General features: G+C 37.1%; 23 protein-coding genes and 1 other annotated feature. Of the genes, 7 read left to right on the top strand and 16 right to left on the bottom strand.

Translation table 11 applies throughout. The features are described from left to right. The first annotated feature begins 121 nt into the window (after nucleotides 1–121). Both APRE_RS01545 and APRE_RS01540 read left to right on the top strand, forming a co-directional pair. A complete protein-coding gene (locus APRE_RS01545) occupies nucleotides 122–1,402 on the top strand; it encodes an O-acetylhomoserine aminocarboxypropyltransferase/cysteine synthase family protein (protein ID WP_015777245.1) in 1,281 nt (426 codons plus the stop codon). A 1-nt stretch (nucleotide 1,403) separates the two neighbouring features. Further along, nucleotides 1,404–2,324 (top strand): homoserine O-succinyltransferase, encoded by a 921-nt coding sequence (locus APRE_RS01540; protein ID WP_015777244.1) that lies wholly within the window; start codon nucleotides 1,404–1,406, stop codon nucleotides 2,322–2,324. A 126-nt stretch (nucleotides 2,325–2,450) separates the two neighbouring features. On the opposite strand, the gene APRE_RS01535 is transcribed toward APRE_RS01540, so the two are convergent. From APRE_RS01535 to APRE_RS01505, 6 genes are all read right to left on the bottom strand, one after another. Further along, nucleotides 2,451–2,735 carry a hypothetical protein gene (locus APRE_RS01535; protein ID WP_015777243.1) on the bottom strand — a complete coding sequence of 95 codons (285 nt, stop codon included), beginning with the start codon at nucleotides 2,733–2,735 and terminating at the stop codon, nucleotides 2,451–2,453. A gap of 335 nt (nucleotides 2,736–3,070) precedes the next feature. Next, complete coding sequence (locus APRE_RS01530) at nucleotides 3,071–4,258, bottom strand: dicarboxylate/amino acid:cation symporter (protein ID WP_015777242.1); 1,188 nt, start codon at nucleotides 4,256–4,258, stop codon at nucleotides 3,071–3,073. Nucleotides 4,259–4,934: 676 nt separating this feature from the next. Continuing rightward, nucleotides 4,935–5,795, bottom strand: coding sequence for a MetQ/NlpA family ABC transporter substrate-binding protein (locus tag APRE_RS01520; protein WP_015777241.1), 861 nt, complete (start codon nucleotides 5,793–5,795; stop codon nucleotides 4,935–4,937). A gap of 53 nt (nucleotides 5,796–5,848) precedes the next feature. Then, nucleotides 5,849–6,676: a MetQ/NlpA family ABC transporter substrate-binding protein gene (locus APRE_RS01515; RefSeq protein WP_015777240.1), complete on the bottom strand. Its 828-nt coding sequence runs from the start codon at nucleotides 6,674–6,676 to the stop codon at nucleotides 5,849–5,851. 8 nt (nucleotides 6,677–6,684) lie between these two features. Further along, the gene (locus APRE_RS01510; protein WP_015777239.1) at nucleotides 6,685–7,350 is read right to left on the bottom strand and encodes a methionine ABC transporter permease; all 666 of its coding nucleotides are present in this window, start codon (nucleotides 7,348–7,350) and stop codon (nucleotides 6,685–6,687) included. Further along, entirely contained in the window at nucleotides 7,337–8,365 is a 1,029-nt protein-coding gene (locus tag APRE_RS01505) for a methionine ABC transporter ATP-binding protein (protein ID WP_015777238.1), read from the bottom strand. The genes APRE_RS01510 and APRE_RS01505 overlap by 14 nt, the downstream gene beginning before the upstream one ends. A gap of 51 nt (nucleotides 8,366–8,416) precedes the next feature. Next, nucleotides 8,417–8,645 (bottom strand) — a binding site (T-box leader). Nucleotides 8,646–9,116: 471 nt separating this feature from the next. Here APRE_RS01505 and hydG point away from each other — a divergent pair. Both hydG and hydF read left to right on the top strand, forming a co-directional pair. Further along, the gene (hydG, locus tag APRE_RS01500) at nucleotides 9,117–10,535 is read left to right on the top strand and encodes a [FeFe] hydrogenase H-cluster radical SAM maturase HydG (RefSeq protein ID WP_015777237.1); all 1,419 of its coding nucleotides are present in this window, start codon (nucleotides 9,117–9,119) and stop codon (nucleotides 10,533–10,535) included. A 1-nt stretch (nucleotide 10,536) separates the two neighbouring features. After that, nucleotides 10,537–11,685, top strand: coding sequence for a [FeFe] hydrogenase H-cluster maturation GTPase HydF (gene hydF / locus APRE_RS01495; protein ID WP_015777236.1), 1,149 nt, complete (start codon nucleotides 10,537–10,539; stop codon nucleotides 11,683–11,685). 48 nt (nucleotides 11,686–11,733) lie between these two features. Here hydF and hydE read toward each other — a convergent pair whose 3' ends face one another. The 6 genes from hydE to APRE_RS01465 form a co-directional block, all read right to left on the bottom strand. Continuing rightward, nucleotides 11,734–12,777 carry a [FeFe] hydrogenase H-cluster radical SAM maturase HydE gene (gene hydE, locus APRE_RS01490; protein WP_015777235.1) on the bottom strand — a complete coding sequence of 348 codons (1,044 nt, stop codon included), beginning with the start codon at nucleotides 12,775–12,777 and terminating at the stop codon, nucleotides 11,734–11,736. 9 nt (nucleotides 12,778–12,786) lie between these two features. Beyond that, nucleotides 12,787–13,065 carry a hypothetical protein gene (locus APRE_RS01485; protein ID WP_015777234.1) on the bottom strand — a complete coding sequence of 93 codons (279 nt, stop codon included), beginning with the start codon at nucleotides 13,063–13,065 and terminating at the stop codon, nucleotides 12,787–12,789. Between the two features lie 147 nt (nucleotides 13,066–13,212). Further along, a complete protein-coding gene (locus APRE_RS01480) occupies nucleotides 13,213–13,827 on the bottom strand; it encodes an HD domain-containing protein (RefSeq protein WP_015777233.1) in 615 nt (204 codons plus the stop codon). Then, on the bottom strand, nucleotides 13,820–14,515 hold the full coding sequence (locus tag APRE_RS01475; RefSeq protein ID WP_015777232.1) for an acyl-[acyl-carrier-protein] thioesterase: 696 nt from the start codon (nucleotides 14,513–14,515) through the stop codon (nucleotides 13,820–13,822). The genes APRE_RS01480 and APRE_RS01475 overlap by 8 nt, the downstream gene beginning before the upstream one ends. An 8-nt stretch (nucleotides 14,516–14,523) precedes the next feature. After that, nucleotides 14,524–15,894 carry a magnesium transporter gene (mgtE, locus tag APRE_RS01470; RefSeq protein ID WP_015777231.1) on the bottom strand — a complete coding sequence of 457 codons (1,371 nt, stop codon included), beginning with the start codon at nucleotides 15,892–15,894 and terminating at the stop codon, nucleotides 14,524–14,526. Then, entirely contained in the window at nucleotides 15,895–17,100 is a 1,206-nt protein-coding gene (locus tag APRE_RS01465; RefSeq protein ID WP_015777230.1) for a S41 family peptidase, read from the bottom strand. A 158-nt stretch (nucleotides 17,101–17,258) separates the two neighbouring features. Between APRE_RS01465 and APRE_RS01460 the strand changes: the two genes are divergently transcribed. From APRE_RS01460 to APRE_RS01450, 3 genes are all read left to right on the top strand, one after another. Next, nucleotides 17,259–18,290, top strand: coding sequence for a hypothetical protein (locus APRE_RS01460; protein WP_015777229.1), 1,032 nt, complete (start codon nucleotides 17,259–17,261; stop codon nucleotides 18,288–18,290). Nucleotides 18,291–18,309: 19 nt separating this feature from the next. Further along, nucleotides 18,310–18,843: an FIVAR domain-containing protein gene (locus tag APRE_RS01455; RefSeq protein WP_015777228.1), complete on the top strand. Its 534-nt coding sequence runs from the start codon at nucleotides 18,310–18,312 to the stop codon at nucleotides 18,841–18,843. Nucleotides 18,844–19,100: 257 nt separating this feature from the next. Further along, on the top strand, nucleotides 19,101–19,511 hold the full coding sequence (locus tag APRE_RS01450) for a manganese efflux pump MntP (RefSeq protein WP_338025054.1): 411 nt from the start codon (nucleotides 19,101–19,103) through the stop codon (nucleotides 19,509–19,511). A 39-nt stretch (nucleotides 19,512–19,550) separates the two neighbouring features. Here the strand turns inward: APRE_RS01450 and uraA are convergent, their stop codons facing one another. The 4 genes from uraA to APRE_RS01430 all read right to left on the bottom strand — a co-directional run bounded on the left by uraA (nucleotide 19,551) and on the right by APRE_RS01430 (nucleotide 22,821). Beyond that, nucleotides 19,551–20,816, bottom strand: a complete 1,266-nt coding sequence (gene uraA, locus APRE_RS01445) for a uracil permease (protein WP_015777227.1) — start codon at nucleotides 20,814–20,816, stop codon at nucleotides 19,551–19,553. An 81-nt stretch (nucleotides 20,817–20,897) separates the two neighbouring features. Beyond that, nucleotides 20,898–21,416: a GNAT family N-acetyltransferase gene (locus APRE_RS01440; RefSeq protein WP_015777226.1), complete on the bottom strand. Its 519-nt coding sequence runs from the start codon at nucleotides 21,414–21,416 to the stop codon at nucleotides 20,898–20,900. After that, entirely contained in the window at nucleotides 21,413–22,210 is a 798-nt protein-coding gene (locus APRE_RS01435) for a class I SAM-dependent methyltransferase (protein WP_115597382.1), read from the bottom strand. Before APRE_RS01435 ends, APRE_RS01440 begins: the two co-directional genes overlap by 4 nt. 416 nt (nucleotides 22,211–22,626) lie before the next feature. Further along, nucleotides 22,627–22,821 (bottom strand): hypothetical protein, encoded by a 195-nt coding sequence (locus APRE_RS01430; protein ID WP_015777224.1) that lies wholly within the window; start codon nucleotides 22,819–22,821, stop codon nucleotides 22,627–22,629. Nucleotides 22,822–22,865 lie beyond the last annotated feature (44 nt).

The following is a 22,865-nucleotide window of genomic DNA, read 5'->3' as shown; positions in this document are numbered from 1 at the left end:
AGTTTATATGTGTGAGCATATATTAAATTAAGGTGGTAACACGGATTTTCGTCCTTAGGTCTTTTGGCCTAGGGACTTTTTTTATATAAATTTTATGAAATTTATTTAAGGAGTTACTATTATGAGTAAATACAAAAACATTGACACAGCATGTGTCAGAGCAGGTTATGAAGCAAAAAATGGAGACAGTAGCATCCCTCCAATAGTGCAGTCGACTACATTTTCTTATGAAAAGACAAGTGAGATTGCCGACCTCTTTGACCTAAAGGAAAGTGGATTTTTCTATACAAGGCTTGGAAACCCTACTATAGATGCTCTAGAGAAGAAAATCGCAGATCTTGACGGAGGAGTCTGTGCAGTAGGGACAGGATCGGGACAAGCAGCCAACCTCCTAGCTGTCTTAAATATAGCCAAGGCAGGCGATAATATAGTCGCTGTAAATAATATTTACGGTGGAACTTACAATCTTTTCGCCAATACCCTAAGGGATTTGGGTATAGAAACTAAATTTGTAAATAACAACGACTTGGATGAGCTTAGGGCTGCTATTGATGATAATACAAAGCTAGTCTTTGGAGAAACTATATCAAATCCTAAGGCAAGTGTACTAGATATCAAATCCTACGCAGATATTGCCCACGAGCATAATATTCCATTGATATTAGATAATACTCTGGCAACACCTGCCCTTCTTAGGCCAATTGATTATGGTTGTGATATCGTGACTTACTCTTCTTCTAAATATATAGATGGTCACGCAGCAGCCCTCGGCGGTCTTATTGTAGATTCTGGAAACTTTGATTGGGAAAGTGGAGATTTCGATAGACTTACCAAGCCAGATGAATCCTACCACGGACTTATCTTTACTGAACAATTTAAAAATGCTGCCTACGGGGCAAGACTTAGAACAGTTGGCCTAAGAGATTTCGGAGCAGTTATCTCTCCACAAAACGCCTTCCTTACAATCCTTGGTCTCGACACCCTAGCCTTGAGAATGAACAAGCATTCAGAAAATGCCCTAAGGGTCGCAGAATTTCTGGAAGATAGCGACAAGGTAGATTCTGTTTCCTATCCCTTCCTAGAATCCTCCCCATCTTATCCTTATGCCAAGAAATATCTTAAGGGAGGCTCTGGCGTCGTATCTTTTGAGATAAAAGGAGGAAGAGATGAGGCGAGCAAATTCATCGACTCCCTTAACTTAATCACGCTCGCTGTCCATGTGGCAGATGTAAGAAGCCTTGCCCTCCACCCAGCTTCTTCTACTCACAGGCAACTATCTGATGAAGAGCTCGAAAAGGTTGGAGTATCAAAGAGCCTAATCCGACTTTCAATAGGAATTGAAGATGCGGATGATCTAATCGAAGATATAAGCCAAGCCCTAGATAAGGCTGTAAGGAGATAAGATGCCAGTAATAATACCAGAAGATTTAATATCCAAAGAAACTTTAGACAAAGAAAATATATTCACCATGGTAGAAGAAAGGGCCAAGTCACAGGATATAAGAGCCCTTAAGATTGGCATAGTTAATCTAATGCCAACCAAAAAGGAAACAGAAGTTCAGCTTCTAAGACTAATCTCAAACACTCCCCTCCAAATCGAAATAGATTTGATAGCGATGGCAAGCTACAAGTCTTCGAATTATCAAAAACATCTGGAGAAGTTTTATGTAAGCTATGAAGAAATAAAGGATAAAAAATACGACGGCCTAATCATAACCGGAGCTCCCCTAGAGCATAAGGCCTACGACGATATAATCTACTGGGAGGAGCTTAAAAAAATATTTGAATTTGCAAAGAAAAATGTCTACTCGACTCTTTTCATCTGCTGGTCTGCCATAGCAGCCCTTGATTATTACTACGGTGTGAATATCGACTCCTTGGATAAGAAAATATTTACAGTTAACAGGTACTATAAGCAAAGCTCCGATCCTCTCTTTCTGGGCTTTGACGATAGCTTTTATATGCCAAACTCAAGATATAAGACAATCAGAAAGGAAGAAGTCGAAAGAATTCCAAAGCTTAAAGTCCTCCTAGCCGATGATAAGATGGGATCTACTATAATTAAGAGTATCGACAACAGATTTGTCTTTAACCTAAATCATCTAGAATACGATACTAATACCCTAGATGATGAATATAGGAGGGACATAAAAAAGGGACTTGGGACCAAGCCTGCCGAAAACTATTATCTAGACGATGATCCAAATAAAAAAATTATCCAGAGATGGAGATCAACTGGATACATATTCTTTAACAACTGGATTAACCACTATGTCTACCAACACACCCCATACAAGATCTCAGATGTAGAGACAATTAAATAAAGATTAAAAAAGCAGGAGCTTATAAGCTAACTTGTTTCGTCAATTTTCGATTTGAGATAAGTTAGACCTCCTGCTTTTAATTTTAAGATATTCATGGCTTAGAAGCATTTCTAAATTATGGATATTTCACTTTATCAGTCCATTAAATATTGATGCAGGTCCAGTCTTGGGATGCTGTCTTATTAATTCCCTGTATAAATTAAAAACATTAGGGTTTAGGCCCTTAGCTATGCCTTTTTCTAGATTTAGGATTGAAAGATCTTCCTTAAGATAATGGACCCTATTCATAAAGCTTTTATCATAGTTTTTCTTGTATCTAAATAAAATTTTCTTCTCTTCTGTAGATATTTCATCATCCTTAAGCAATTCATCGATAATCCTATCTAAATTTTCTTCATTTAATTTCTCCATAATTAATCTTCCCCTATTATTTTAATTTAAGGCTTTAAGTTTTATTTCATAAATACCAACCTTATTCACTTACCCTGTCCCTATGACTATAAACACGATATTCGTACAGAAAAATAGAAAAGATTGTACGTAAAAGGGGCTGTTGCAAAACTATGAATAATCATCGTACTATCGTTAGAAGGTTCTCTTAGGAAATTTTACCTCTCCTAGCCGGTAGGCTAATTGGCGCCTGCCGGCTGATGGAGGCGGTTAGCCTATCGGCGTAATGAGATTTTCCGTGGAGGTTCTTCTAACGATAACAGTACGATTTATTCATTCTGCAACAGCCCCCTACTTTATTTTACAAATCTTTCTACTATCATAGCTGCCCCAAGGTCTGTGCTTGTGTTGATGGCTGTGGCTAGGGGGTCTACTATGGTTGCTATTAGGACCATGATTGGAATCGAGCTTTGAGGGAAGGCAAAGGCTGATATGAGGAAAATCTCTCCAGTATAGCCTCCTCCTGGAACTGCCCCCATAACTGATGAGGCTATGACTGATACTGCTATAGCTGTCAAGAGATTAGAAGGATCTAGTAAGTCTATTCCAAATATAGGGCACAAGAGGGCAATCTTTATTATTTGGATCAAGACCGTTCCATCCTTGTGGAGATTTGCCCCTATGGGAAGGACTATTGAATTCACATCTTCTCTGATTCCAATTTTTCTTCCTGCCTCAAGATTTGGAGGAAGGGCTGCCGCAGAGGAACTTGTCCCAAAGGCTGTAAGAACTGGTGGCCACATATATGTAAATAGCTTTTTGCAAGATTTAAGTCCTCCCCCGATAAAGGCCATGATGAAATTTACAAAGAAAAAATATATGATTGAAGCAAGGGCAAATATCAGGATTGTCCTTGATAGGGGACCTACAATCTGTTTGCCATTTTCTCCTAAAAGGACTGCAAAATATGCACCCAAGCCTATTGGAGCAAGCTTCATTATATATGAAATAATCTTTGTAACGACCTTAGAGGATTGATCTATAAAGTCCTTTACAAGCCTTGCCTCATCAGCAAGCTTAGATATAGCAAGTCCTACGAAGAAGGAAAATACTATAAGGGCCATCAGATTTTCCCTGGAAAGTAATTTAGAAAAATCATCCACTGTAAGCATGGATAAAAGATCGATGCTGGGACTCTTCTCTATTTCAAAATCCTTGAAATTAAGGACAGCATTCTTGCTAGGGTCAAGTATTTGAGTAAAAACTATCATATAAAGCGCTGCAAATAGGCCTGTAATAATAAATATTAGAAACATAAGTCCTAGTATCTTTCCGATAGTCTTGGTAGTCTTCATCCCCGTAATCGAAGATACAATTGATGTGAAAATCATTGGAACTATTGATACATACAAGAGATTTAGGAAGATATTGGCTACTCCTTGAAGGCTCTTTGCAGATTCTCCTAAGATAAGTCCTAGAATAGCTCCAATAAACATCGACAGTAATAGTATTAGGGAAGATTTATTTTCTTTTAAAATTTTCATTTAGACCTCCTTTTGGGTAAAAAAATACCAGCCCATATTTTCCATGATTATTATTTCAAATCTTGGAGAGACAAATGCTTTTAGAAAATAATGAGCCAGCATTTTATGCTAATATTTCTTGTTTTGGAAGTGATTAATTTTAGATAGCTTTCAGAGAATCGAAGACTAAATCCAAAATCTTTTTTATTTGCCTTGTTTTTCTAAACAAGCAAGACATTGGATCGCAAAGAGCTTCGCTAACTCGGATCATATTGGCTTTCTCCAGAATCACTCCGCTTCGAAATACCCATTTAGGGTATTTCTTGCTCCTATGTATCTGCCTTGTTTTTTTATAAACAAGGCAGACAATAAATCGCAAAGCGCTTCGCTATTTTCTCACCGCGAAAGTATACTTTTTCTTTAGTTTTACTCCGCTGCGAAATACCCATTCAGGGCATTTCTTGCTCTTATGTATCTGCCTTGTTTTTTCTAAACAAGGCGGACAATAAATCGCAAAGCGCTTCGCTACTTTCTCACCGCGAAAGTATACTTTTTCTTTAGTTTTACTCCGCTGCGAAATACCCATTCAGGGCATTTCTTGCTCTTATGTATCTGCCTTGTTTTTTCTAAACAAGGCGGACAATAAATCGCAAAGCGCTTCGCTACTTTGCGACCCTACCAGGTCGGGTAGCGGCGCTTACCAAGCAGGTATCCATGCTCCTTTTGTTATTTCTTCCATGTCTTTTTTGGTTTCTTCTGTTTGGTAGTATTTTACGAATTCTTTGTATTCTTCGTTGTTTTCGTCTTCTTTTCTTACTGCTATTAGGTTGATGTATTGTTTTACTGATTCTGTTTTTGGGTCTTCTTTGAATATTGCTGTTTCTTTATCTAGTCCTGCGTCTAGGGCGAAGGTGTCGTTTACTGCTGCTAGGTCGCAGTCGTCTAGACTTCTTGTTGTTTGGGATGCGTCCATTTCTATTAGTTCTAAGTTTTTAGGGTTGTCTGTTACTTTGTCAAGTCCTATTAGGTCGCCTGCTTCACCTTCTACTTTGATTAGACCTGCTTCTTGAAGTAGGAAGAGGGCTCTTGCTCCGTTTGTTGGATCGTTAGGTATGGCGATTTTGGCTCCGTCTTCTAGCTCGTCAATTGATTTGAGCTTGTTTGAGTATAGGGCCATTGGGGCAAGCATTGTATCTCCGATTGATACTAAATCTGATCCTTTTGATTCATTAAATTCGTTTAGGAATTTGTAGTGTTGGTAGGCGTTTAGGTCGATATCTCCTGCTAGAAGGGCTTCGTTTGGCTGGCTGTAGTCTGAGAATATTACAAGCTCTGCCTTCTTGCCTGTTCCTTCTTCGTATCTTTTGATCACTTCATTTAGGACGTCGTTGTATTCACCAACTACACCAATTTTAATTGTGCCGTCTTCTTTTTTTGAAGTATCTTCTGTTTTTACTTCTTCTTTGCTATCCGCTGGTTTTGCTTCCTTGTTTGCTCCACATGCGCTAAATCCTAGGACTAGAGCAAGTGCTAGGGCGATTTTTGTAAATTTTTTCATTATTTCCTCCTATAATTTACATTTATATTATTAAAGATATTAATCTTAATAACCTATCTTAGTTTAAATATTGGGATTACTGCTCCCTTGTATTCGTCTTCTATGACCTTTTTTGTTTCATCTGTTAGATAATAGTTTTCTATGAAATTTTTGATATCTTCATTATCCTTATTATTTTCTTTTACTGCTATTACATTTATAAAGTTCTTGGCTCTTTCGTTTTCTGGATCTTCAAGAAAGATTGAATCTTCTGTTGGTGAAAGTCCTGCTTCCATAGCCATGTCAGAGTTGATAAGGGCTGCATCCACATCCTCTAGGGCTCTTGAAACTTGGTCTGCTGGAAGCTCTACAAACTCTATGTTTTTAGGGTTTTCTGCTATGTCATCTAGGGTTATAAAGTCTCCGCTTCCTTCCTTAATCTTGATCACTCCTGCAGATTCTAGGATGTATAGGGCCCTAGAGTTGTTTGATACTTCTACAGGTATTGCAATCTTTCCTCCTTCAGGGATTTCTCCTATCTCTTTAATTTTTTGTGAGTAAACTCCCATTGGCGATATTATTGTATCCGCAAGATAAGTGAAGTTTGCATTTTGGTTTTTGTTATAGTCTTCTATAAATATATAGGTCGCAAAGGATGATAGGTCGATGTTACCGTCCTTTAGGGCATCGTTAGGTTGGTTGTAATCGTTAAATCTTACAAGCTCAATCTTTTTGCCAGTATCCTTCTCGTATCTTTTGATGGCATCTTCGTATTCGACATTTCTCTCTCCTACTACTCCAAGCTTAAGAGCTTCTTTGCTTTCGTTTTTATCTGCCCCGCCACAGCTTGTGATTAAAACTGCGAGGGTCAGGGCCGATATAATTCCAAATATTTTTTTCATATTTCCTCCTAGTGACTAGTTTTTCTAATGAGTATGTTTGATACTCCTTGGATTATAAATACTATGATTAAGATTATTACTACTGATATTAGGACCACGTCGTCCTTGTACCTTTGATAGCCTACCGCTATGGCAAGGTCTCCGATTCCACCTCCACCGATTAGGCCAGCCATTGCTGTAAGACCTAGTAGGGAGATTAGGGTTATGGATGAGGCTCTGATTATGGAAGGAAGTCCTTCTCTAAGATAAACTGACCAGATTATCTCAACCGGTCCCTTACCCATCGCTTCTGCTGCTTCTATCACTCCAGAATCTACTTCCGCTAGGGCCTGTTCGACTTGTTTTGCGAAAAATGGCACTGTAGAAAATATTAATGGAACTATAGCTGCAGTTGGACCTATCCTGGTGTTAACTATAAGCTTAGTTATTGGTGCGATTAGGGCAAGTAAGATTACAAAGGGGATTGCCCTAAAGGTGTTGGTTATCTTATCAAGCACTGAGTAAAGTTTTCTGTTTTCTAATATTCTTCCCCTGTCTGTCACAACTAGGATTACTCCAAGTATGAGGCCAAAGATTCCTGCAAATATTGCAGAAACGACAAGCATGTGTAGGGTGGCCCAAGTTTCTTTTACAATCCTATCTGATATGGATAGGGCATAATCAAAGTATCCCATCTCTACCTCCTAAAATTCTAATTCTTACATCTCTTTCTTCTAAATAAGTAAGGACTTCATCAAGACTTCCGTTAGATCCCTTAAAGGTAACTATGAGGTTACCCACTGGTGTTTGGCTAATAAATTCTATATTTGCTGCAAGGATGTTGGTCTTTATGCCAAACTTATCATAGATTTCATTAATGAGTGGCTCGGTTGTGCTCGCTCCCTTGTAGTTAAGTTGGACTAGGATTTCGTCTTCTTTTAAGATTCCTATATTTTCCTTAACTTCTTCGATTGTAGCTTCGACATTGGTTGAAGTTTCTACGAATTCTCTAGTAAGTTCTTCTTTTGGATCTGAGAATATGTCCAAGGTATTTCCTTCTTCGATAACCCTTCCGCCTTGCATCACGGCACATTTGTTGCAAAGGTCTTTTACAACTTCCATCTGGTGGGTTATGATTACAATAGTAAGCTTTAGCTTCTCATTAAGCTCTTTAAGGAGGGCCAATATTTGCTTGGTAGTCTTTGGATCTAGAGCACTTGTCGCCTCATCGCAAAGAAGGATCTCAGGATCTGAGGCAAGGGCACGGGCTATGGCGCATCTTTGCTTTTGCCCTCCGGAAAGCTCTCTCGGGTAGGAGTCAGCCTTATCACCAATTCCCACAAGCTCTAAAAGTTCCTTGGCCTTTTTGATTTTTTCTTCCTTTGGAATTTTATCTCTCTTGATTGGAAAGATTACATTATCCAAAACTGTAATATTATTCAAAAGATTAAAATGTTGGAAGATCATTCCGATCTTCTTTCTCCTATTTCGCAAATCCTTCTTAGATAAGTCTAGAAGCCTTTCTCCCTTAACTATGACCTCTCCTTCACTTGGTCTTTGGAGGAGGTTGATAGTCCTTACAAGAGTTGACTTACCCGCCCCAGAAAAGCCCACAATCCCGTAGGCATCTTGTTTTTCAATTTTGATACTTACATCATCGACTGCCTTAAAGCCATCAAAGTCGACTGTAATATTTTTTAGCTCAATCATATTTCCCTTCCTAAACTTGTAATAAAAAAAGTCCCCAGCTTCCCGAAGGAAACTAAGGACGAAAATTCGCGTTACCACCTTAATTCATATACGTTCACACGTATAGGCACTCATCAAGTACAGACATACTCTACTTCTGTAACGGGAAGACCCGTATAGCTCTAATATCGAACTATCCCATCAAAGGCCATCTTCATCTAAATCAACATCCACCCCTTTCACCAAACGGGGCTCTCTGTAGAATATCTTTCTAGACTACTCTTCTTTTCAAATGGTGTCAAAACTTTATTTATTTGATAATCCTATAATACCATGGTATTTTTTCCTTGTCAAATAATTTGAAATAATTTGTATAAGTATTAGTTTTATTATATCTATAACTAAAATTTGCTTAAAGGAGCATAGCTTAGTATAATGATATCACATAGGGAATGTAATTAATTTTAACACATAAAAAGCAGGAGTTGCAGCTCCTGCTTTTTATTTTGGGCTAGTTATCATCATCTAAAAACTTGCTATCTAACCACTTACAAACATAGTAACTAGCTATATTTATCGCGATAGCAAACAATAAGGAATGTAATTTTGACATTTTAACACCTCCTATCCGTTACCAGTATAGGGATGATAACACTATAATTATAGCAGATTTTTATAATTTTTAGGGAAAATTTACCCTTAAAAGATAGATAAATTTTCATTTTAAGCCAATAAGTATTATAATATAAATGAATTTATAAAGGGAGGTAATATGGTAGTATATAATCCAAAATCTAGCAAGGCTAGTGAATTTATTAACCATGAAGAAATTTTAGAGACTCTTGATTATGGTAGAGAAAACGCCCATAATAGAGAGCTTATCATAGATATTTTAAATAAGGCAAAAAAGGCTAAGGGCCTAAGCCACAGGGAAGCCTTTGTGCTTTTATCTTGTAAGGAAGAAGACCTAAACGCAGAGATCTTTAACCTTGCCAAAGAGCTTAAACACAAGTTTTACGCAAATAGAATAGTGCTTTTCGCTCCTTTGTATTTGTCTAACTATTGTGTGAATGGTTGCTCTTATTGTCCTTACCACGGACAAAACAGAACTATTCCAAGAAGAAAGCTAAGTCAAGAAGAAATTCGTGAGCAAGTTATAGCTCTACAAGACTTAGGACACAAGAGACTTGCCCTAGAAGCTGGAGAAGATCCAGTAAATAACCCTCTAGAATACATACTAGAGTCGATAGATACAATCTATAATATTAAACACAAAAACGGAGCTATAAGAAGGGTAAACGTAAATATCGCAGCTACTACTGTTGAAAATTACAGAAAGCTTCACGAGGCAGAAATCGGAACTTACATCCTCTTCCAAGAAACTTACAACAAGGAAAATTACGAGTCTCTCCACAAGTTTGGTCCAAAATCTAACTACGAATATCACACTGAAGCAATGGATAGGGCCTTCGAGGGAGGAATCGACGATTTAGGACTTGGAGTTTTGTATGGACTCGATTCTTATGAATATGAATTTGTTGGCCAATTAATGCACGCAGAACACCTTGAGGCGAGATTTAATGTCGGCCCTCATACAATCTCTGTGCCTAGAATCCAACCTGCTGACGATATTGATCCAAACGACTTCGACAATTCCCTATCAGATGAAATGTTTGAGAAAATCGTAGCCTGCATCAGAGTTGCAGCACCATATACTGGTATGATCGTATCTACTAGGGAGAGCGAAAAGGTCCGTGCTAAGCTCTTAGACCTTGGTATTTCCCAAATCTCCGGAGGTTCCAAGACTTCTGTAGGAGGATATACAGAAAACGAAACCAAGGGAAGTGATCAATTCGAACTATCAGATAACAGAACTCTAGATGAAGTAATCGACTGGCTAATATCAAAAGACCACGTACCAAGTTTCTGTACAGCTTGCTACAGGATGGGAAGAACTGGCGAGACCTTTATGGGCATGGTCAAAAAACACGGAATCGGTAATATTTGCCATCCAAACGCCCTCACAACTCTCGAAGAATATGTAATAGATTACGCAAGTGATAAGACAGCCAAGGATGCCGAAGCCCTTATCCAAAGAGAGCTAGCTAATATTCCAAATCCAGAAGTCCGTGAATCAACTAGGGAAAATCTAGAAAAAATCAAACAAGGACAAAGAGACCTTTATATATAATATGAAAACGCAAAATAGTGAGAGAGTTCATATAGGAATATTCGGTAAGACCAATGCCGGAAAGTCTACCTTCTTAAATTATATGACAGGGACTGATACTGCAATCGTATCTGAAGTTGCTGGAACTACGACAGATCCAGTAAGAAAGGCCATGGAGATAACGGACTTTGGCCCAGTCCTTTTCATAGATACAGCTGGGTTTTTCGATAAAAGCACTCTCGGCAGTAAGAGAATTGCCAAAAGTCTAGCTATAATAGATAAGTGCGATATCTTTATATATTGCTTAAGCCTAGATGAAGACTTTGAAATCTTAAAGGAAATAAAAAAGAGAAATAAGCCAATAATCTATGTTGCAGGCAAGCAAGATAGAGATGAAGGGGCTAAGATTTACGAAAAATACCAGGCCCTTTCCCCTATCACAATCGATGTGAGAAATAAGGACGACAGACTAAAGATCTTCGCTAAGATAAAAAATCTTTACAAAAAAGAAGACCTAACTATCACCAGAAATCTTGTAAAAAGCGGTGATATAGTACTTCTAGTAATCCCACAGGATAAGGCAGCCCCAAAGGGTAGGCTTATTAAGCCTCAGGTTATGACTATAAGAGAGCTAATAGATAAGAAGGCTACAGCCATAGCTTGTGACCTTGATAGCCTAGAAAACACCCTAAAGGCCCTAAGGGATAAGCCAGACCTTGTAATCTGCGACTCCCAAGTCTTTAAGGAAACAAAAGATCTACTAGAAGAAGGAATAAGACTTACTAGCTTTTCCATTCTATTTTCTGCCTTTAAGGGAGACTTAACCTATTTTATAGATTCTGTAAGAAGACTTGATGGGCCTTTAGAAAGAATACTAATATCAGAAGCTTGCACCCATCCTCCTATCGATGAGGATATTGGAACAGTCAAGATTCCAAAGATGTTGAGAAAAAAATATCCAGAGCTTAAAATAGAATTTAATAGGGGCGATGACCCTATCGACTACAATAGATACGACCTAATCATATCTTGTGGTGCTTGTATGTTCAATAGAGCTACTATGCTAAGCAGGGTAGATGAAGCAAAGAAAAGAAATATCCCTATGACCAACTACGGCATAACTATAGCTTATCTTAAGGGAATCCTCGAAGACGTATCTTTGCCAGAATAAAATAGACCTAAAAGCTTTTACTTGTACTTAAGGCTTTTAGGTCTTTTCTTATGAGTATTTTCTTGTTTTCTTATCGTAGGTTATGACATCTCCCCTGTCGGTTACGATTTCGTATCCTGCATTTTTTATTCTAAGTTCAAGGCAAGCCCTACATTCTGCCGCCTCATCTCCTGTACAGATTTTATTATCATAGAGTGAGTATTTCTCCCTCACCATAGTTGGCGAAAGATTTGGCATTAGAACATTTGCCCCTGCTTGTAGGCCTCTTTCTCTTCCCAAGGGATTGATTGTTCCTAGGGCTGTTGTAGCTGGTATTAGGGCATAAGGGAAAAGAATCCTAAGGATTGAGACAAGTCTTAGGGTCATCTCAAATGATCCATTAGGAAAGTCCTTGAAAGGAGTATCATGCTGGGTCATGTAAGGGCCTATTCCAATCATAGCAGGCTCTAGCTCTTCTAGGAATCTCAGGTCCTTTATGATATCTTCTGTCTTTTGGTAAGGAGATCCTACCATAAAGCCTCCACCTACTTGAAAGCCTATTTCTTTTAAGTCTCTTAGGGCTTGTCTCCTACTTTCAAAGCTCATAGTTTCTGGGTGGAGCTTTGAGTAATGGTCCTTGTCTGAAGTCTCCTGCCTTAGAAGATATCTATCAGCACCCGCTTCAAACAATTTCTTATAAGATTCGTAAGATCTTTCTCCCAAAGATAGAGTGATGGCCACATCATCGTGGAGATTTTTAATTTTTTTGACTATATCCACGAACATATCATCTGTGAAATGTCCATCCTCCCCCCCTTGAAGGACGAAGGTCCTATAGCCAAGCTTATAGCCAAGGTCTGCACAAGCGAGAATCTCCTCCTCACTAAGCCTGTATCTTTCGACCTTGTCGTTGGACTTTCTTATTCCACAATAGTAACAGTCGTTCTTGCATACATTTGAAAACTCTATTAGACCCCTGACGAAGACCTTATCTCCATAGATTTCTTTTCTAATAGCATCAGCCTTCTTGTTAAGCTCATCTGTGAGGGATTCGTCTTCTATCCATCTTTTTAGAGTTTCATCATCGTAGTGTTTGCTATTCTTAAGTTCCATATAAATTTACTAACTCTTCTTTCTCTTTTTGTCTTTTTTCTTCTTGTCTTTTTTCTTTTTCTTGGACTTCTCTGCCTTGATAGCCTTTTTTTCGACCTTTTTCATAAATTCTTCAGAGTCTTTTACCTTGACAAATTTTGACTTAATCTCTCCAAAGGATTGATCTTTCTGCCCCTTCTTGCAATGACCAAGACAGCCTGTCTTTAGTTTAAATCCGTATTCGTCACTAAGTTTTTCTAATTTATCTATATCAACGTTTGAGCATTTTTTACATACTTTTACTTTCATAAAAACTCCTATAAAAAAATCAGGAGACTTTTGCGAGATTGCAACAGCCTCCTTGGGTTTGGTAAAATAAATTCACTAATAATATACTGCTGTTACTTAGTTTTGCAAACGAGATTTAGCTTGTATATTCTTTAAATTTTAATAATCCTAGTCCCTAAAAAGCTTGTAAGGAAACTTAGATTTTTTAGCTCTTATAAGATAAGCTTCTATATCTCCATCAAGCTTGGGGAGGAAATATTCTTCTAATTCATAAAATCTTTCCCTAAAAAGAGCTGGATAGGATTCATCTAAGAAAAGTTCCATCCCTTTCTCAAGTCCCACAAAGTTTTCATCAAATATCATATAAAGATACTGGACTAGATAGTCGTAGTCTGTGTAATCATATCTATATAAGAAATTTCTTATAAATTCTTCCTCCTTGGGATCTAGGTCGTAAATATCCTTGTAAAGCTCTAAGTCCTTTAGGGGGAAGCTTTGGCTTATGGCAACCTTCGCTGGAAAAAAATAAGAATCTGCCCTAAGGATCTTGAAGCCTTCTAGAAAATTATTTTCACCAGAAGAGGACTTACCGATCTGGGCAAGGGAGGCAGAAGCCAGGGCTATATCTGGGTCAAGTCCCAAGTCTTTAGCCATTTTTTCTGCAGTTTTTCCGCAAAGCCAGGATTTTATGATCCACCTATCAGACTTATCCTTAAAGCCTTTTTCTAAATAATCTATTATCTTATCCTTGTTGGGAATATTCCCAAATCCTTCTTTATACATCTAATCTTATCTTTCCGTAAGCATAAGTCTTAGAAGACCCATCTTCTAGGGCAAAGGAGAATTCATCTCCGCTCTTTTTACCTAAGGCCCTTACGCTTTCCTTATTCCTAATTTCATTTCTGTAAACTAATTTGATATAGCCTATATCCTTGGCGAAAATATCCGAAAGTTCCTCGATATAATCGAAGTAAACTGCATTGTTCACATGGAAATTTGTATCTATATCTGCCTTCCTAATTTGGATATCCTTAATAAAGTCAAGGTCTTTTTCTAGTTTCACATCCCTAGCAGTGAATACTTCCTCTTCTCTACCATAGGCCTTTACTAAATCATCTAAGATTTTTACCGGGCGAAGTCTTTCTATATCCATCAACAGAAATACTGCCTTGGCCACTATGATGGTTTGTCCATTTTTTTCTACTATAAAATCCCTATAGGCATAGAACCTATTCATATGGGTCGGTATGGTTGTAATTTCTATCTCATCATCGAGTTTTACATTCCTTCTTATATCTATCTCCCATGAATAAGCAATCCATCTGAACTTTTCCATATCAATATTCTTCTCGAGGAAACTTGCTTGCTCGAAACTAACATCAAACATCAAGGCCGCAAGATTTCTCATGGTCAAATAGCCATAGCGGTCGCAAAACATATGTCCTATAGTATATTTTTTCTTATATTTCATAATTCTCCCTATATTGGTGCAACATCCATAAACATTTGAGCTATGTTAAAGTAAACTATAAGACCCAGGGAGTCAACTATGGTTGTGATAAGGGGACTTGCCATTATAGCTGGATCTGCTCCGAGTCTTTTGGCAATTATCGGAAGGAGAGATCCCACGACCTTGGCAGTAACAACTATAAAGAAAAGCGTAACTGCAACCATAAGGGCAATCTCTAAGCCTACTTTATCAAATAAATAGCATTTGAAAAATCCTACTACTGACAAGAATAAGCCACATACCATTCCAATCCTACATTCCTTCCATACGACCTTGGCCCAATCGGATAGTTCTATGTCCTTTGTAGCCATAGCACGGATTACAAGGGTTGATGTCTGGCTTCCTGCATTTCCCCCAGAGTCTGTTAGCATAGGTATAAACATGTTGAGGGCGATTATCGACTGGATAACTGCCTCGTAGCTTTTAAGTATGGTTGAGGTAAAGGCAGATGATATCATAAGAAACATCAGCCAAGGAATCCTGTTTTTGGCAAGATCCCAAACACTCATCTTGCTGTATTCTTCCTCTTCTGGTGTGGTAGCAGCCATGATTTGGAAGTCTTCTGTTGCCTCTTGCTCAATTATCCACATGATATCATCTACCGTGATAATTCCCACAAGCCTATCTTCCTTATCCACTACTGGTAGGGCAGTAAAGCCGTATTTTTGGAAGGTCCTTCCTACATCTTCTTGGTCCTCGTCTGTCCTAACTGTGATTACATCCTCATAGAGAAGGGTTGATATTAGGGTATCTCCATCACTTGTGACGAGATTTCTCAAGGACACGTAGCCTAAAAGCTTTTTGGTAGAATCTGTAACATAGCAAGTATAGACGGTGACCTTGTTATTGCCAACCCTTTTTATAGTCTCTAGGGCCTCTTTTACAGTCATTGTTATCTTAAGCTCCACAAATTCTGGAGTCATCAGACTTGCTGCAGAATCTTCTGGAAACTTAAGATATTGGTTAACTTTCTTTCTCTTTTCTGTATCGGTATTTCTTAGAATTTTTTGAACGACAGAAGCTGGCATCTCCTCTAAGGTGTCGATCATATCGTCAAAGTCTAGTTGGCCCAAAAGCGAATGAAATTCCGTATCATTTAGTCCCTTTTTAATCTTATCCTTATCCTCCGGATCAAGCTCTGCAAAAACTTCTATTGCATCTTCCTTTTTGAGGAGTCTGAATACAATTAGGGCATCTTCTGCGCTTAAAGTCGATATGAATTCTTCTATATCTACAGGGTTAGTCCTTCTCAAAAGCTTGGAAAGATTGGTCCCATCACGTTTTTCTAGAAGTGAGTTTAACTCTTCTACTCTTTTTGAATAATCAGCATGATTTTGCATCTATTCACCCATTTGGTCTAAGAGGACTTGAAGGGCCTTTTTGAATTGATCATCCTTTGAGAAGTTCTTCTTTGAAATCTCAAGGCCTTCCTCAGTATTTTCTACTTCGATATCAGGCTCTACTCCGACCTTATTGATTTTTGCACCTGATGGTGTGTGGTATTCGCTGATTGTAATCTTAGCCCCTGATCCATCATCTAGTGGGAAAAGTTTTTGTACAATACCCTTACCAAAAGTCTTCTTACCGATAATCTTAGCCCTATCTCTGTCCTTGAGCGCTCCAGATAAGATCTCGCTTGCTGAAGCAGAGTTTTCATTTACTAGGACTGTCATTGGGATATCGTCTTTATCTTCGTCACTTTCTTCAGTGATTACTTCTCCCTTCTTATCTTCTGTAGTTACTATAACTCCCTTATCTAGGAATTTATCTGCTATATCGAGACAAACGTCAAGAGATCCACCAGGATTGTTCCTAAGGTCTAAAACAAGCCCTTCCATTCCAGCATCTTTTAGCTTCTTGTAAGAGGCCTCGAAGTCTTCTCCTGTTACATCATCAAAGGACTTGATATGGATGTAGCCGATCTTCTTATCTCTTATCTCCATAAGACTTTCATCTATCGTATCGACTTTAACATCACGTCTTGCGACTTCCATATCTATATCTTTGAAGTTCTTGCCATCTTCTTCCATTCTTCTAACAGTGATTTTGACATTAGTATCTTCCTCACCTTTCATAATAGCGACAGCTTCTTCCATTTGATCTGCAGAATATTCCTTGCCTTCGACCTTTATTATATAATCGCCTTCTTTAAGGCCTGCCTCAGAAGCAGGAGAACCATCAAAGACTTGAACGACTTTGATAAAGCCTTCCTTACTCGCTTGAACCAAAACTCCGATTCCCTTATATCTCCCGTCAAGAGTCTCCATTAGCTTGGAAAACTCATCCTTGCTGTAGTATTGGGTGTAAGGGTCGCCGAGATTGGCAAACATTCCCTTAAGAGATCCCTCATAGAGGTCCTTTTCGTCATAATCAAAGAGGAAGTTCTTATCAAGTAAGCTCTTTAACATATGCATATCCTCAATATGCGCTTGGTCTTCACTCTTATTTGTAGCATTTAAATCACGATTTAGGCCAACAATATAGCCTGTAAAACCAACTCCTGCCGTTAGGACAAGAGCCAATATAACTTTTCCAAATTTTTTCATATAGCCTCCATAATATATACTATACTATATCACAAAACGGGTAAGAATACATTTAAGAAGAGAAATAAAATCAATTCTCAGTAAAGATTTGATAAATGCTGAAAGTTAACGGTTCTATGGTATAATAAAGAAAAGTAAAACTAGAAAAAGGAGTTTTTATGAAAAAAAATAATCTTAAAAAGGGAATAATAGCAATAGCTCTCGCTACAAGTTTCGTTCTAGGAAGTGGACAAAGCTTAACAAATGTACAAGCAGCTCCAGAAGTAAGCCAAGAAAAAAGCGCAAAAGAAATATACGAAAATGTTTTTAATGAATTGAAGAATACTTACAATTCTTGCCTTAACTTATATGATGACTACACTTATATAAACTCAACATCTTATCCAAAAGCATCTTTTGATGGAATAATGGAAAAGACTAAAGCTTTCCTAGAAGAAGAAAAGGGTTTAACTAGTGATGAAGCTTACAAGATAGAAGCAGAAAAAGCCAAATCTCAATTAGCCTTGCTAAATGAAGCAAAAGATAAGCTAAACGGGGAAAGCGTAGATACAGAGACCCTAGCCAAATTATTAATGGAATCTCAAGATTTTGTGAGAAATGATTCCAATTATAAAAATGCTCCAAAAGATAAAAAAGACCTCTATGATCTTGCAATCACAAATGGATACCTAGTTTTCAACAAAGGATCTAACAAATTATCTGAAGGCGAATACGAAAAAGCCGTAGCAGATATAAGAGAAGCAAGAGAAGCTATAATCAGAGCTGTTAAGGAAAATGCAGCAAAAGAAGAATTAGGCACAAAAATTAAAGATGCAGAAGAAATTGTTAAAAACAAAGACAAATACACCGAAAATACCTACAAGATATTTGACCTTGCTCTAACAAGTGCTAAATCAATAGAAAGTAATCCTAATTCAAAGCTTGAAGACTATGAAGGTATTGTAGGTAAATTAAAAGAAGCTAAGGAAGGCCTAGAACTTAAAGAAGATGCCGATAAAATCAAAAAGGCTCTTAAAGAATTAAAGGCAGCTAAAGAAGAGCACGAGCTAACAGTTAAGGCTTGCAAGATGCTCCTAAACTACCCAGCTATTGCCAAAAATTACGGCAATCAGATCAGAGCATATCTAGAAAAATCTGCTAAGGTAATAGAAAAATCTAACAAGATTTTAGAACACTACGGAATGCTATAAATAGGAAATAGGAGTAAGAATGATTAAGAAAAAGATATTAGCCCTAATATTTACAATAAACTTTGCTTTTCTAGCAACTGTTCCAAGTTTTCCAACTATATCACCAGTAAGCATAAGCTATGCTGAAGAAGATAAGATGGCAAGTCAAAGAGAGCAATTGCAAAACGGAATTAATGATAGCGAAAATATTTTCGCATCTAAAGCCTACGGCCTAATAAACAAAGAAAGCCTAAAGGCAGAATACAATGGGGCCCTAGAATATGCTAAGTCAGTCCTTAACAATAAAGATGCAAGCTATGAAGAGCTTAGAAATGCGACAATAGGACTTAACGAGGCTAAGAATAATCTAAAAGAATATGGTAAGAAGATACTAGCCGTTCAAGAATTAAAATATACAATTGAAGAGCACAAGCTTACTATAGAAGCTGTCAAGTATATAATGAGCGAATATCCTGCTATAGCTCGTACAATGGGTGATAGGGCAAACGACCTAATAAGAAGAAGTAACGAGGTTATAGCAAGAGCAGAAAGAATAATAAGTCAATTTGAATAATTTTGTAAAGTGAGATCGGCCAAACTGGCCGGTTTTTCTTTATACTTGCATTAAGTTGGCTTTCCGGTTAAATATATAAGCAATTTACTTAAGGAAGATAAAGGGGGATTTTTGGATACAGCATCATTATTGATCTTGTCAGTGGGCCTTGCCATGGATGCTTTTGCCGCAAGTATCTGCAAGGGCTTATCTGAGAAGACACATTCTATAAAAACAGTTTGTCGGTTGGTTTTTGTTTCGGCTTTTTCCAGGCCTTTATGCCAGTTATTGGATTCTTGTTGGGAAGAAGATTTGCGGAATCTATAAAGGCTATTGATCATTGGATAGCCTTTTTCTTGCTTTTGATCTTAGGACTTGAGATGATAAAAGAATCAAGAAATGCCTATTGTGAGGTTAACCGTGGCTTTGACTTTCTTTCCCTATCAAAGATGGGAATTGCGACCTCTATCGATGCCTTGGCAGTAGGAGTAGGACTTGCCTTTTTAAATATAGATATAGTAAAATCTGCATCTACAATAGGAATAGTAACTGCCCTTCTTTCAGTAATGGGCTTTAAGATTGGCTCTAAGCTTGGAATGAAGAGTAAGCAAATATCAGAGCTTACTGGAGGAATAATCCTCATAAGCCTTGGAGTAAAGATTTTAATCGAACACTTATTTTTACAATAATATCGACTCAAAAACTCCCCTTAACGGGGAGCTTTATTTTTACTGGTTAATTAGATTTAATTTCTTAAGAAGGGTCATAAAGGCAGATAGGACAACTGCCACAACTGAGGCTAGGACCATTCCCTGTAGGTGGATTGCTCCAAACTTTAAAGAAAGCCCTGAAAGACCTGCTATAAATATTACTGATGTCAAGACTAGGTTGATTGACTTGGAATAATCTACCTTCTGATCTACCAAGAGTCTTATACCACTTGTACCTATCATTCCATAAAGAAGGAAGGTTACTCCTCCTATTACATTTCCTGGAATAGTCTGAATAATCGCAGCCAAAGGTCCAAAGAAGGCCATGATTATCGAAATAACTGCAGCTCCCCCAATAACTTGGACTGAATAAACTCCTGTGATAGCCATAACCCCGATATTTTCTCCATAAGTTGTAGTAGGAACACCACCCACAAATCCTGATAGGGCTGATGAGAAGTTATCGGCAAAGATTGATCTGTGTAGACCTGGCTCTTTTAAAAGATCTCTTCCTATGATATTACTTGTTACAACTTGGTGAGAAATATGTTCACTTGTAATTACTAGGATTACCGGAAGCATGGCAAGGATTGCACTGGCAGAAAACTTTGGAGCTGAGAAGTCTGGTAGGGTAAAAAGGCTCGCTTCTCTTACTGGAGTAAAGTCTACCATTCCGAAAAATACCGCAGCAATGTATCCTACCACGATTGAGATCAAGATAGGAATTGTTGAGAAGAAGCCCTTAAAGGCAACTGATCCAATGATTGCTGTAAATAATGTTATAAAAAAGACCAAAAAGTCTTTCTTTGAAGCTGTATCTGTCATAAGATTGGCCCCAATTGTTCCTCCTGTTACAGTATTTCCAGCAAGCTCAAAACCTATAAGAGCAACAACTGCTCCCATAGCTGCAGGTGGAAGAAGAACATCTATCCAACTTGTCCCAAACTTATATATTATATAAGCTAAGATACAGCCGAGAATTCCGACCACAATAAAAGCACCCTGAGCATACTGGAAACCTTCATTTGCGATAATAGCTGTACCTGGAGCTAAAAATGCGAATGAAGAACCCAAATAAGCAGGTGCTTTTTGTTTAGTAATTAATATAAATAATAATGTTCCGATACCATTCATCAATAATACGATACCTGGATTAATGCCAAATAAAATAGGAACTAAGACACTAGCGCCAAACATTGCAAAAGTATGTTGGATCGACAAGGGTAACAATAATTTTAATGGAACTTTTTCTTCTACTTTGTAGATTTTTTTAGAATTTTTCATAATACCTCCCTAAATTTCCACATGATATTGTAGCAAAATAGAGAGGACTTGTCAAACTAAATCATTAAAATAAATTTCTATCTAATTTATCTTTTTTTCACAAATTAAATCGACTATATTATTTTCCACGCCAATAATTCTAAAACCTAGGTCTGTATGGATTTTATAAGCATATGTTCGTGTTTTCTCAAAATTATTATGAAGATATTGTATATTTTCAAAGGAAAAAGCCTTATCGATTAGTAATTTAAGACCAGCCTTACCGTAACCCTGTCCCCTATACTCATTTTTAATTACAATACCTATATCCCTGGTGCGAAACCCTAAGCTTGAAGGATGAAAATTTACATCACCTACAAATGCTTTTAAGTCTTCATCATAGATATAGGCGTAAAAATAATCACCTGGATTAAAAAAATAAATATCATACCGTCTTTTCCGAAAGCTTCTATCGTGAATTATGCAGCCTATGGTCTTATCGTAGCCAGCAAATTGCAGATCATATCCTTTGTTGTAAGCCATAGTAAGAGGATCATTTAATAGAATTTTGGCAAAATCTAATTCATTTTCTTTTGGTATATATAATTTTATATTATTCATTTTTTGTTCTCACACACAAAAAGTAAGTGGTTGCTAGCTCCTAGTGTTTCTGGATTTTTGCAATTATTAAGGTGGAAGGCTAGATAATTATTAAATGATTTTTCCGTCATTTCTTCCAATTTTTGACTTAAAATCTCAGAAAATCCATCGCTTGAAACTATTTCTTTTATAGTTAAGCCTGATTTTTCAATCATTTCTTTTGCTTCCTTTAATTTGAAAAATACAAAAGGCCTATCAATTAATCTTTGTTTCTCACTAATATATGAATCACTTGAAAAAATATTTGTGTTGTAGTTAATAGTTTCGCTTATTAAGACTGTGTCGTGATTTATAAAAGATATTAATATATAACCATCATCTTTGCACACTCTTTTTGCCTGTCTAAGGACATCCATTCTGTCTTCTTTCCTTGATAGGTGATACATTGGCCCAAATAAAAGCACTATATCAAAATAATCTGATTCTAGATCTTTTAAGTCATAAGAGGACTTATTATAGACTTTTATGTTGGCAAGGGCTTTTGACTTAGACTCTAAAAGTTTGAAATTTGAAGATGATGGCTCAAGGGCTACTATCTCACAAGCTTTTTGACCTAATGGAAGGGTGTAGGCTCCAGTTCCAGCACCAACATCAAGGATTTTTGAGTCTGAACTAATTAGTTTTTCTATTTCTGTTAAAGTAGTTATTTTTTCTACAAGACCAGTTCTTGATTTAAGGCGTTTATCTTCATCAAATACCTTATATAATTCTTCGTTCCTATCTAAGTCGTTATCAATTTTTAAAATCTCGCTCATATCCATATTATAACTCCTTTAAAATTAATGTACCTTGTTAAAATATTTATTCTATAATATATGTAAATATACTTAATCAAAAACTGTAAAACTTTCTTCATAGGTAAATTAAGAGTTGGAAACTATTTTCTAACGAAGCTAAATATTTGAAAATTAAAGTATAAAATATAAAATATCATTAAGAGAAGCAAGCTCATTAATCTCCAAAAAAGCCCTTGATTAAACTTCAAGGAAATGTAGAGTATGAATCTTCATGAGATTCAAGAAAAAAAAGGCAGTAGGTGCGAACTACTGTCTTGTCTTTTACTTATTTTTGATTTTTTCACCTATAATCTAATGATATATATTTCCTAAATAAAAAATCGACAAATCTCATTTTAGTGGATTTGCCGATTTCAAAAGCCTTGTAGGCTACATTACAAAAGGTCTTCGCCTTTTACTGCATCTATTATTTCGTCTTTTATATCGTCTACCTTATCTCTAACTTTGTCGATTTTGTTGTTGTTTTTGAGGTATAGATAAGCTCCTACCGCTGTTGCAGCAGCTGTAAATAGAACTTTTCCTACTGTATTTTCTTCTTTTCTGCCTCTATTGTTTTTATAATCAAACATTTCTGCCTCTTTCTTTAATTTTCAAAAGAGTAGATTTTCTACCC

It is taken from the genome of Anaerococcus prevotii DSM 20548 (assembly GCF_000024105.1).
Taxonomy (GTDB): Bacteria; Bacillota; Clostridia; order Tissierellales; family Peptoniphilaceae; genus Anaerococcus; species Anaerococcus prevotii.
The sequence above is the reverse complement of the archived record's forward strand: the minus strand, read 5'-3'. Positions and strand labels throughout refer to the sequence as shown.